The sequence below is a fragment of the Prauserella sp. PE36 genome, from assembly GCF_003311655.1.
GTDB classification, from domain to species: Bacteria; Actinomycetota; Actinomycetes; order Mycobacteriales; family Pseudonocardiaceae; genus Prauserella_A; species Prauserella_A endophytica.
The window spans coordinates 1-10,337 of sequence record NZ_QEQT01000091.1 but is presented as its reverse complement, the minus strand read 5'-3'; the positions used below and the strand labels follow the sequence as shown (position 1 = coordinate 10,337).

Sequence of the window (10,337 nt, the reverse complement as noted above, 5' to 3'; positions counted from 1 at the left end):
GGCTCAGCCGGCGGGCAGCCGGCTGACGAGGTCGTTCAGGTAGGCCAGGCTGCGCGCGGTGTCCCGCTTCGGCCGGTCGCCCGTGTCGTGCTCGCCGAGCACGGTGTCCTGTTCGAGCACGTACCAGCCGGGGTAGCCCGCGGCGCGGACGAAGCCGACCATCGCCGCGAGGTCCACGTCGCCGTCGCCGAGCGGCACGTACAGGCCCTGTCCGACGGCGGCGGTGTAGTCGAGTTCCCCTGCGCGCACCCGCCCGGCGAGGTCCGCGCGGACGTCCTTGAGGTGCACGTGCCCGATGCGCGCGGGGTGCCGCCGGGCGAGCGCCACCGGGTCGGTGCCGCCGACCAGCAGGTGCCCGGTGTCCAGGCACAGCGGGAGCGACGAGTCGGCGAGGAAGCGCTCCACCTCGTCCTCCCGCTCGACGTGGGTGCCGACGTGCGGGTGCAGGACCGCGCGCAGCCCGTGCCGTCGCGCGAGGACCTGGATCTCCTCCGCCGTGGTGACGAGCGCGCGCCAGCCCCGGTCGTCGAGCGCGGGCCGTTCGTCGTAGCCGTCGAGCCCTGTCGCGGCGGCGAGCACGAGCACCTCCGCCCCGCACTCGGCGAGCAGCGCGGCGGACTCCTCGGCGGCGGCGCGGGCGCGCTCCGGTTCGGTGTGCATGGGCACGGCGAGGAAACCGCCGACAAGCCCCAGCGCGTACTCGCTCAGCAACGCCCGCAGCGCCCCGGGTTCCGTCGGCAGGTAGCCCGGCGGCCCGAGCTCCGTAGCCCCCAGACCCAGTTCGGCCATCTGGCCAAGCACCGTGGTGACGTCGAGCTGCGTGCCCCAGCCCGGCACCTCGCACACACCCCACGAGATCGGGGCTCCTGCCACACGAAACCGCGACGGCGACGTCATCAGGGTGCGTCCCTCCCGGGCGCTCCGCCGTTGGAGCGCTCTATTGGTTGGAGCGCTCCAAGCGTGTAGCGTCCCGAGCGGCACTGTCAAGTGCGTCGCGGAGCGGTTTCTTGCGGAGGGCGTGTTGGCACGACCGACGATGGAGGACGTGGCCGCCCGTGCGGGCGTGTCGAGGGCACTGGTCTCCCTCGTCCTCAACAACTCGCCGAAGGTCAGCGACCGGCGGCGGCAGGCCGTGCTCACGGCGGCCGACGAGCTGGGCTACCAGCCGCACGTCATGGCGAGGGCACTGGCGAGCCGCACGTCCACGGTGCTCGGCGTGATGGTCTCGGACCTGCGCAACGCGTTCTTCGCCGACGTGATCGAGGGGCTGGAGGGCGCGGCGAGGGAGGCCGGGTTCGAGCTGGTGCTCAACTCCGGCTCCCGCAGTCCCGGCAGGGAAAAGGCCGCACTGCGCAACCTGCTCTCCTTCCACCCCGCCGGGGTCGTGCTGCTCTCCCCCGTGCTGCCTGCGTCCGCGATCGAGGCCGCCGCGCGAACGTGCCCCGTGGTGCTGGTCTCCCGCGGCTCCCGTTTGTCCACTGTGGACACCGTGAACGACGACGGCGTGGCCGGTTCCGCCCTCGCCGTCGAGCATCTCGTCTCGCTCGGGCACCGCCGCATCGCACACCTCGACGGCGGCACCGCCACCACCGCGGCGGCCCGGCGGCGCGGCTACCGGCTCGCCATGAAGGCACACGGGCTCACTCCCGTGGTGCTGCCGAGCGAGCACACCGACACCGCCGGGGAGAAGGCCGTCCGCCACCTGCTCGACACGGTCTCGCGCGCCGAAAGACCCACGGCGTTGTTCTGCGGCAACGACTTCAACGCCTTCGGCGCCATCTCCGCGCTGGAGGAGGAGGGCCTGCGCATTCCCGAGGACATCTCGGTGGTCGGCTACGACAACACGTCGTTCTCGGCGCTCCGCCGTGTCTCCCTGACCACGGTCGACCAGCCGAGGCTGGAGATGGGCAGGCTCGCGATCGAGGCGCTGCTCGAGCGGGTGCGCGGCGAGCGGACCGCCCCGGCACGGCACCTGCTCCACCCGTCGCTGGTGCCGAGGGGCACCACCGGCGCTCCCCCGAACTGACCACGAAAGGGCGGCACATGCGGTTAGGACTCGCCGGTATCGGCCGCATCGGCACGGCACACGCGCGGATCCTGCGCGGCATCCCGGAGGTCGAGTCGCTGCTCGTCACCGACCTCGACCCGGAGCGCGCGCGGGTGGCGGCGGCCGGGCTCGGCGCGGAGTTCGTCGCCGACCTCGACGCGTTGTTCGCCTCGGCGCCGGACGGGCTGGTGATCGCCACGGCCACCGACTCCCACCCCGAGCTCATCGGCAGGGCGGTCGCGGCGGGGATCCCGGTGTTCTGCGAGAAGCCCGTCGCGGCGGACCTCGCGGGCACGCTGAAGGTCATCGAGGCCACCGAGGGCTCGGGGGTGCCCGTGCAGATCGGGTTCCAGCGGCGGTTCGACGCGGGCTACGCCGCCGCGCGCGCCGCCGTGGCTTCCGGCGAGCTCGGCAGGCTGCACACGCTGCGGGCGACCACGCTGGACCCGGCTCCCCCGCCCGCCGAGTACGTGCCCCGTTCCGGCGGGCTGTTCCGCGACTGCGGCGTGCACGACTTCGACATCATCCGCTGGGTCACCGGCCGCGAGGTGGCCGAGGTCTACGCGCTGGGCACCAACCGCGGTGCGGCGTTCTTCGCCGAGGCCGGCGACGTGGACACGGGAGCCGCCGTGCTGACGCTCGACGACGACACCATCGCGCTCGTCTCAGCCACCCGCTACAACGGCGCGGGCTACGACGTGCGGCTGGAACTGCTGGGCGAGCACGACAGCATCGCCGTGGGGCTCGACGAGCGGACCCCGCTCACGTCCGCAGAGCCCGGGATCGACCGGCCCGCCGGGCCCCCGTACCCGCACTTCCTGAAGCGCTTCGCCCCCGCCTACGTCCGTGAACTGGAGACGTTCACGCAGGTCGTCGCCGGCCGCAGCCCCAGCCCGTGCACCCCGGCGGACGCGCTGGAGGCGTTCTACGTCGCCGAGGCGTGCGAGATCTCCCGCGCCGAACACCGCCCGGTAGCCCTCGCGGAGGTCCGATCCGGCTGACCTGATCCAACGCAGTGAAGGCCACCATCCCTGCGCCCACCCGTCTCCCACCACCACCCAAACGGAGACGCTGCGCGCCGCTGTGTTGATCCAACGCAGTGAAGGTGGCCTTCACTGCAACCGCGGGGTCACCCCAGCGGGGCGCGTTCCGCGGTGTGCACCGGGAGAGTGTGGGCGGTCGCCGCCGCGGCGGCGGCGTAGTCGAGCGGCCGGGGGCGGCGCGCACGCCGGGCCGCCAGCAAGCCCAGCACGATCCCCGACGCCGAGAAGATCGCCAGCGCGAGGCACGACACGGCGAGCCCGTCGGCCAGCGACGAGCCTCTCGGATCGCCCGCAGCCTCGCGGTTCGCGGTCACCGACCCGTAGATTCCGGCGGCGACCGCGGTGAGCACCGCGCCGCCCACGTACCTGGCCATGTTCGAGATCCCCGACGCGGCGCCGACCTCCTCCTCGGCCACCGACGCGGTCGCGATGGACGACGCGGGCCCGTTGGACAGCGCGAGCCCGACGGCGATTCCGACCAGGGCAGGCAGCATCGCCCAGTACGTCCACGACGGCCCGACTGCGCCGAGCACCGCGAACCCGGCCGTCATCAGCACGAACCCGGCGATGATCACCGCGCGGGGCGTGAACTTGTGCGCCAGCGGGGTCACGGCGGGAGCCGCCAGAATCACCAGCGCCGCGAGTGGCAGCGTCGCGAGCCCGGCCTCCAGGCTGCTCATCCCGAACGTCGCCGGTTCCTGGAAGTACAGGCTGATCAGCAGCGACAGTCCCGCGATCGCCCCGGCCCCGATGAGGATGGCCGTGGTCGCGCCCACCAGTCGCGTGTTGCGCAGCAGCCGCAGGTCCACGAGCGGCGCGGCCACCCTGCGTTCGACGGCGACGAACACCACGGCCGCCACCACCGAGATCACCAGGCACACCAGCGTGGGCACCGACGCCCAGCCCCACGACGAGCCCTCCGTCATCGCGAACACGAAGGGCGCGAGCACGGCGGCCACCAGCAGCGTGCCCGCCACGTCGATCTTGCGTGGGCGCGCGGGGTCGCGCGACTCCGGCACCGTGCGCAACACCCACGGCACGCAGAGGGCGGCGATGCCCGCGTCGATCCAGAACAGTCCCTGCCAGCCGGTCGCCTCGTTGAGCACACCGCCGAGCACGGGCCCAGCCGCTGCGCCCGCAGCCGCGGCCCCTCCCCACAGCGCCACGGCGCGCATCTGCGCGGGCCCGGTGGTGACCACCGAGAGCAGGCTCAGCCCCGACGCGACGATCGCCGCGCCCGCCGCGCCCTGGATCACCCTGCCCACGATCACCAGCCAGCCGCCGGGCGCGAGCGCGATCAACACGCACGAGACCACGAACAGCAGCAGCCCGTAGACGAACATCCTCCGCCTGCCGAACACGTCGCCGAGCGCGCCCGACGTGACGATCGTGGCCGCCCCGACCAGCATGTACCCGGTCACGGCCCATTGCAGCAGGTCGATCGAGACGCCGAGGTCGGAGCCGATCGAGGGCAGCAGGATGCTGACCGCCGAGGTGTTGGCGTTGACGACGAACGTGGAGACGCACGCCGTCCCGAGGACGCCGCTGTGCGCCGAGGTGGTCGCGGTGCTCATGAGGACACACGGTGCCCTCTCGAGGCACCCGTCACCTCACCCCTGGAAGACGAACCAGCCGCTCCACGCGGGCCAGGCTCTCGCGCAGGTTCGGCAGGTCGCTCGACTCGAGCGCCTCGGGCAGCGTGAGCCAGCGCAGAGGCGCGTCGGGCCGCTCGGCCGTGATCGTGCCGGGTACGCCGGTGGCGAGCACGAAGCGCAGGTCGGCGTGCTCGTGTGCGGGCTCGGCGCCCTTCGCGGGCACCGGCACGATCGCGAGGTGCACCAGCTCCGCGTCCGGCCACGGCGCGAGGTCGCGCAGCCCCGTCTCCTCCCGGCCCTCACGCAGTGCGACGTCGAGCGGGTCGTTCTCACCTGGGTCGAAGTGACCGCCGACGTGCAGCCACGCCTGCTGCCGCTCGTGCCAGCGCAGCAGGACCCGGTTCGTTCCCGGGTGCACGACGAACGCCGATCCGGTGACGTGCAGCGGCGTCGACCGGTCCCAGGGCGCGTCGCTGGTCTCCACCAGCTCGCGCACGCGAGCGAGGTCGGCTTCCTCCACGGGATCCTGCGCACGATACCGGTCCAGCAGCCGCGTCAACGGAGCGAGAGCGTCAGCCATGAACGCAGCGTAGCGCCATCGTGGACGCTCCGTTGTGGACGGTCATGATCGGGAGGTTACGCCGCGGCCGTGCGGGTAGCCCACGGCGATGTTTCCCCGCGAGGACTCACTGACGTTCATCGGCACGGCGACGACGCTGGTGCGGCTCGGCCCGTTCACGGTGCTCACCGATCCGAACTTCCTGCACCGGGGTCAGTGGTGCTACTTCGGCCAGGGCCTGTTCTCGCGGCGGCGCACCGAGCCGTCGGCAGGGATCGCGGAGCTGCCGCCGCTCGACGCCGTGGTGCTCTCCCACCTGCACGGGGACCACTTCGACCGTGTCGCGCGGCGAGGACTCGCCCCCGACCTGCCGATCCTCACCACCGGCCACGCGGCGCGGCGGCTGCGGCGCCACGGGTTCCGCGAGCCGGTGCCGCTCGCGACGTGGTCGGCGGAGACCCTGCGCCAGCGGGGCGCGACACTCACGGTCACAGCCGTGCCCGCGCGGCACTCCACCGGCGTGCTCGGCAAGGTGCTGCCGCCCGTGATGGGCACCGTCTGGGACTACGTCGCCGCGCCAGACTCCCGGCGGCTGCGCATCTACGTCAGCGGCGACACGGTGGTGCACGACGAGCTGCGTGAGATCCGCGAGCGGCTTCCCGGCATCGACCTCGCCGTGCTGCATCTTGGCGGCACGAGGGTGCTCGGCATGCTGGTGACGATGGACGACCGGCAAGGCGGCGAGCTGCTGGAGCTGCTCGATCCGGCGCACGCCGTGCCCGTGCACTTCGATGACTACCGCAACTTCACGTCGCCGATTTCGAACTTCCTCGACGAGGCGGCGAGGCGGCACCCCGGCACGAGCGTGCGGCTGCTGCGGCGCGGCGAAAGCCTCCCGCTCACCGGCCTCGCGAGATCACTCGCGCCCGAGTGATCCGTCCGCCTCACCGGCGGTACGTTCGTCGTCCTCCCGCGCCCGCTGCGCCGCCTCGCGCATCTCGATCACGTCGGTCAGCCAGTCGCCGGTCTCGCGCGCGATGTCGCGCACGGCACCGGTGACGATCCCCGCGATGTTGCCGATGTGCGTGGCCGCGGACTCGGTCAGCACCTGCACCGTGTCCTTGCCGCTCTCGAACCGACTCACCATGTCGCTGTCGTCCCTACGCCGCACTGAGGTTCCGGTCGCGGTTCAGCGTACTGGCCTTGGGCTCGTCCGCACCCTTACCGCCGGGCAAGGCCAGCTTGACGAGCTTCTTCGCCACCGAGAAGAGCTGCTTGTGCAGCGGACCGGTGTGGTACGGCAGGCCGTACTTCTCGCAGATCGCGCGCACCTCGGGCGCGATCTTCGGGTACCGGCAGGCCGGGATGTCCGGGAAGAGGTGGTGCTCGATCTGGTGCGAGAGGTTGCCCGAGAGTATGTGGAACAGGGGGCCGCCGGTGATGTTGGCGGAGCCGAGGATCTGGCGCAGGTACCACTGGCCCCTGCTCTCGCCCTCCGTCTCCCGCTCGGTGAAGCTCTCCACGTCGGCCGGGAAGTGCCCGCAGAAGATGATCGAGAACGCCCACAGGTTGCGCACCACGTTCGCCGAGGCGTTGCCGAGCAGCGTCAGCGGCGCGAGCGGGCCGGTCAGCAGCGGGAACAGCACGTAGTCCTTGCCGACCTGACGCGACGCCTTGCGCAGCATGCGCTTGCGGACCTCCGCGAACTCCGACCATTTCCGCTCGCCCTTGACGACCCGGTCGAACTCGAGATCGTGCAGCATCACGCCCCACTGGAACATGAAGGCGAGCACCACGGCGTAGACCGGGTTGCCCAGGTAGTACGGGTGCCACTTCTGCTCGGGGTCGATGCGCAGGATCCCGTAGCCGACGTCGCGGTCCTTGTCGAGGATGTTGGTGTAGGTGTGGTGGATGTAGTTGTGCGAGTGCCGCCAGTTCTCCGCCGGTGCCACCGTGTCCCACTCGAACCGCTGGGAGCTGAGCGCCGGGTCGCGGGTCCAGTCGTACTGGCCGTGCATGACGTTGTGGCCGATCTCCATGTTGTCGAGGATCTTCGACAGCGACAGCGCGCCGACCCCGGCGATCCACGCGGGCGGGAAGAACCCGGCGAACAGCAGCGCCCGCCCGGAGATCTCCAGACTGCGCTGGATCTTGATGACGTTCTGAATGTAGTCCACATCGGACTTTCCGAGGTTGGCGACGACGCGCTGGCGCAGCTCGTCCATCTCCCGTCCGAAGTCCTCGACCTGTTGCGGCGTGAGGCGGTCCTGCAGTCCGGTCATGGTCGTCGTCTCCCTAACAGTCGATCTCGACGTCCCCGACGGGGACGGAGATGCACAGCTGGATCTCTTCGTTCTCGTCGTCGGACACTTCGCCGGAGCGCACGTCGCGCACGGCGCCCTTCGCCTTCACCTGCGTGCACGAGAAGCAGATGCCCATCCGGCAGCCATGCTCGGGGCTCAGGCCCGCGGCCTCGGCCTGCTCCAGCAGCGGCCTGCCGGTGTTGTCGGCCTCGGTGCCGCTGCGGGCGAAGCGCACGCGCCCGCTCGCGCCGCCGGTGTCGAGCCGCAGCGCGGGTGGCGTGAACTCCTCAGTGTGCAGGCGTTCACTCAAACCCGCCTCCGCGTAGAGCTTCGAGACGGCGTCCCGCAGCGGTTCGGGACCGCACAGGTAGGTCCGCGCGTCGCGGTACCACGGCGCGGCCTCGGCCAGGTGCCGCTCGCCGAAACGGCCGCGCAGGTGTCCCTCTCCGTCCCGGGTGTGGGCGAGCACCACGCGGGTGCCCGGCCGCGTGCCGAGCGACGCCAGCTCCTCGCGATAGGGCACGTCGGCGGCGGTGGCCGCGTAGTGGAGCAACGTCACCTCTCCGCGATGGTCCTCGTCGGCGAGCGTGCGCAGCATCGAGAGCACCGGGGTGATGCCGCTGCCGCCACTGATCAGCAACAGCTTCTCCGGACGGGCTTGTGGCAGCGTGAACACGCCTTCCGGCCGGGACAACCCGAACACGAGCCCTGGCCGCGCGGTGTGGTGCAGGTACCGCGACACCAGGCCGTGTTCGTGAGCCCTGATCGTCAGCTCAAGCCGGTCCGGCCGGTGCGCCGAGCCCGCTGGCGAGTAGCAGCGGGTACGGCGCACACCGTCGATGTCCACAGACACGCGCATGTACTGGCCCGCGGTGAAGCCAGGCCACGCCCTGCTCGGACGCAGCGTGAGCGTCACCGTGCCCGGCGTCTGCCTGCGGACTTCGGTGACCTCGGCCCTGATCTCCTCGCGCACGAGCATCGGGTCGATCAGTTCGAGGTAGCGGTCGATGCCGTGCGGAGTGAGCAGCGCGCCGGCGAGTGCGGCGAGTCTGCCCATCTCACACCTCCAATTCAGTGCACACCCGTACACTCAATAGTGGGGGGGCTGCTCGAAGCCCGCAATGTGAGGTGGCCTACAACGTGGACGTACGTACGCTGAACGCCGTGACTGTGGAACCGGTGAGCCGGCACGAGCGCAAGGAGCGCACCCGGCGCGCGCTGCTGGACACCGCGCTGCGGCTGTTCGCCGAACGCGGCTTCGGCGGCGTCAGCCTGCGCGAGGTGACCAAACAGGCGGGAATCGTGCCGACGGCGTTCTACCGGCACTTCGCGTCGATGGAGGCCCTCGGCGTCGCGCTCGTGGAGGAGTCCATGCGCACGCTGCGCGGGATGATCCGCTCGGCCCGCAACGACCCGAGGACGTCCACCGGCATCATCCGCGCGTCGGTGCGCACGCTCGCCGAGCACGTGCGCGCGAACGAAGCGCACTACTGGTTCCTGATCAGGGAGCGCTACGGCGGCACCGGCGAGGTACGCCAGGCGATCGGCATCGAACTGCGGCTGTTCTCCCGCGAGCTCGCCGTGGACCTCGCGCGCTTCGAGTACCTGCGGGAGTGGAGCACCGAGGACCTGAACATGATGGCCGACCTCATCGTCACGGCCATGCTGGGCACGGTGCTGGACCTGCTGGAGGCCCGCCAGGGCGACACCGAGGCCGACGAGCGGATCATCCGCACGGCCGAGAAACGGCTCCGGCTGATCACCCTCGGCGTGCCCGGCTGGCGAAGCGCAGGCTGACCGGGCAGGGTAGGCCGCGCCTAGGGCGTGTCTCCTAAAGATCTGCGGTGTGAGCTGGGATTGTTGATCGCATGTCACGGTTTGCGGTGCTTACTGACGCTCAATGGGCTCGGATTGAGCCGCTGATGCCGTCCTCGGATGGCCAGCGAGGCAGGCCGTTTAGGGATCACCGGCAGGTGGTCGAGGGGATCGTCTACCGATTCCGGACCGGGATCGCGTGGCGGGACCTGCCTGAGTCGTTCGGACCGTGGCAGACGCTGTGGAAGCGGCACAAGCGGTTCTCGACCGATGGGACCTGGGATAAGATCCACGCTCGGCTGGTCGCTGAGGCTGACGCCGCCGGCGGGGTGGACTGGACGGTGTCGGTCGACTCCACCATCAACCGCGCCCACCAGCACGCGGTCACCCTGCGACGGGTCGAACATCCCGCAGGTCGGCGGCCCACAGGGGGCTGAGCCGAACTACAAGGATCTACGCGCCGAGCCGCTTGATCATGCGCTGGGACGCTCGCGGGGCGGGATGTCGACCAAGATCCACCAGCTCGTCGACGGCCGCGGCCGCCCGCTGGTCATCGCACTCACACCCGGCCAGGCCGGTGACTCCCCCATGCTCGCGCCGCTGCTGTCCCACCTGGCCGTCAAACGGCTCGGTCCAGGTCGGCCGCGCACTCGCCCCGAGGCCTTGATCGGCGACAAGGCCTACTCATCCCGAGCGATTCGAGCCAGACTGCGAGCCCGGGGCATCAAGACCGTGATCCCACAGCCCGCAGACCAGATTGCTCACCGCAGACGGCGTGGCGCCGCCGGAGGCCGCCCACCCGAGTTCGACGCCCTGACCTACAAGCGGCGCAACGTGATCGAACGGTCCTTCAACGACCACAAGCAATGGCGCGGCATCGCCACTCGCTACGACAAGCTCGCCGCCGTCTACCGAGGAGGCATCGTCCTCCGCGCGATCACCCTATGGCTTCGGCAATAAGGAGACACGACCTAG

Annotated in this window: 11 protein-coding genes; 5 read left to right on the top strand and 6 right to left on the bottom strand. The window is 71.0% G+C overall.

Annotated elements, in window-relative coordinates:
* Positions 1-3: 3 nt before the first annotated feature.
* A complete protein-coding gene (locus tag DI005_RS28275) occupies positions 4-897 on the bottom strand; it encodes a TIM barrel protein (RefSeq protein ID WP_112275277.1) in 894 nt (297 codons plus the stop codon).
* Positions 898-1,021: 124 nt separating this feature from the next.
* Between DI005_RS28275 and DI005_RS28270 the strand changes: the two genes are divergently transcribed.
* A complete protein-coding gene (locus DI005_RS28270; RefSeq protein WP_112275275.1) occupies positions 1,022-2,026 on the top strand; it encodes a LacI family DNA-binding transcriptional regulator in 1,005 nt (334 codons plus the stop codon).
* A 17-nt stretch (positions 2,027-2,043) separates the two neighbouring features.
* Entirely contained in the window at positions 2,044-3,048 is a 1,005-nt protein-coding gene (locus DI005_RS28265; protein WP_113644158.1) for a Gfo/Idh/MocA family oxidoreductase, read from the top strand.
* A gap of 128 nt (positions 3,049-3,176) precedes the next feature.
* Here the strand turns inward: DI005_RS28265 and DI005_RS28260 are convergent, their stop codons facing one another.
* Together DI005_RS28260 and DI005_RS28255 are read right to left on the bottom strand one after the other, a co-directional pair.
* Positions 3,177-4,664: an MFS transporter gene (locus DI005_RS28260; RefSeq protein ID WP_112275271.1), complete on the bottom strand. Its 1,488-nt coding sequence runs from the start codon at positions 4,662-4,664 to the stop codon at positions 3,177-3,179.
* 31 nt (positions 4,665-4,695) lie between these two features.
* On the bottom strand, positions 4,696-5,265 hold the full coding sequence (locus tag DI005_RS28255; protein WP_113644157.1) for an NUDIX hydrolase: 570 nt from the start codon (positions 5,263-5,265) through the stop codon (positions 4,696-4,698).
* 88 nt (positions 5,266-5,353) lie between these two features.
* Between DI005_RS28255 and DI005_RS28250 the strand changes: the two genes are divergently transcribed.
* Positions 5,354-6,178, top strand: a complete 825-nt coding sequence (locus tag DI005_RS28250) for an MBL fold metallo-hydrolase (protein ID WP_112275267.1) — start codon at positions 5,354-5,356, stop codon at positions 6,176-6,178.
* On the opposite strand, the gene DI005_RS28245 is transcribed toward DI005_RS28250, so the two are convergent.
* The 3 genes from DI005_RS28245 to DI005_RS28235 are packed head-to-tail and all read right to left on the bottom strand — an operon-like array spanning position 6,161 to position 8,604.
* Positions 6,161-6,391, bottom strand: coding sequence for a hypothetical protein (locus DI005_RS28245; RefSeq protein WP_112275265.1), 231 nt, complete (start codon positions 6,389-6,391; stop codon positions 6,161-6,163). The two genes, DI005_RS28250 and DI005_RS28245, sit on opposite strands and share 18 nt — an antisense overlap.
* A 13-nt stretch (positions 6,392-6,404) precedes the next feature.
* Positions 6,405-7,526: an acyl-CoA desaturase gene (locus tag DI005_RS28240; protein WP_113644156.1), complete on the bottom strand. Its 1,122-nt coding sequence runs from the start codon at positions 7,524-7,526 to the stop codon at positions 6,405-6,407.
* 13 nt (positions 7,527-7,539) lie between these two features.
* Positions 7,540-8,604, bottom strand: a complete 1,065-nt coding sequence (locus DI005_RS28235; RefSeq protein WP_113644155.1) for a ferredoxin reductase — start codon at positions 8,602-8,604, stop codon at positions 7,540-7,542.
* Positions 8,605-8,711: 107 nt separating this feature from the next.
* Between DI005_RS28235 and DI005_RS28230 the strand changes: the two genes are divergently transcribed.
* Together DI005_RS28230 and DI005_RS28225 are read left to right on the top strand one after the other, a co-directional pair.
* Positions 8,712-9,344, top strand: coding sequence for a TetR family transcriptional regulator (locus DI005_RS28230; RefSeq protein ID WP_369973627.1), 633 nt, complete (start codon positions 8,712-8,714; stop codon positions 9,342-9,344).
* A 71-nt stretch (positions 9,345-9,415) separates the two neighbouring features.
* Positions 9,416-10,322, top strand: a protein-coding gene (locus DI005_RS28225) for an IS5 family transposase (RefSeq protein ID WP_369973583.1) whose coding sequence is annotated in 2 segments (ribosomal slippage) — positions 9,416-9,786 and positions 9,785-10,322 — 909 coding nt in all. Because the reading frame shifts where the segments join, the coding sequence is not laid out codon by codon here.
* Positions 10,323-10,337: the final 15 nt, after the last annotated feature.

Bases quoted from the DNA above. Each gene is read 5' to 3' on its own strand.
- DI005_RS28275 (WP_112275277.1), bottom strand. From the start codon at position 897: ATGACGTCGCCGTCGCGGTTTCGTGTGGCAGGAGCCCCGATCTCGTGG.
- DI005_RS28265 (WP_113644158.1), top strand. From the start codon at position 2,044: ATGCGGTTAGGACTCGCCGGTATCGGCCGCATCGGCACGGCACACGCG.
- DI005_RS28260 (WP_112275271.1), bottom strand. From the start codon at position 4,664: ATGAGCACCGCGACCACCTCGGCGCACAGCGGCGTCCTCGGGACGGCG.
- DI005_RS28255 (WP_113644157.1), bottom strand. From the start codon at position 5,265: ATGGCTGACGCTCTCGCTCCGTTGACGCGGCTGCTGGACCGGTATCGT.
- DI005_RS28250 (WP_112275267.1), top strand. From the start codon at position 5,354: ATGTTTCCCCGCGAGGACTCACTGACGTTCATCGGCACGGCGACGACG.
- DI005_RS28245 (WP_112275265.1), bottom strand. From the start codon at position 6,391: ATGGTGAGTCGGTTCGAGAGCGGCAAGGACACGGTGCAGGTGCTGACC.
- DI005_RS28240 (WP_113644156.1), bottom strand. From the start codon at position 7,526: ATGACCGGACTGCAGGACCGCCTCACGCCGCAACAGGTCGAGGACTTC.
- DI005_RS28235 (WP_113644155.1), bottom strand. From the start codon at position 8,604: ATGGGCAGACTCGCCGCACTCGCCGGCGCGCTGCTCACTCCGCACGGC.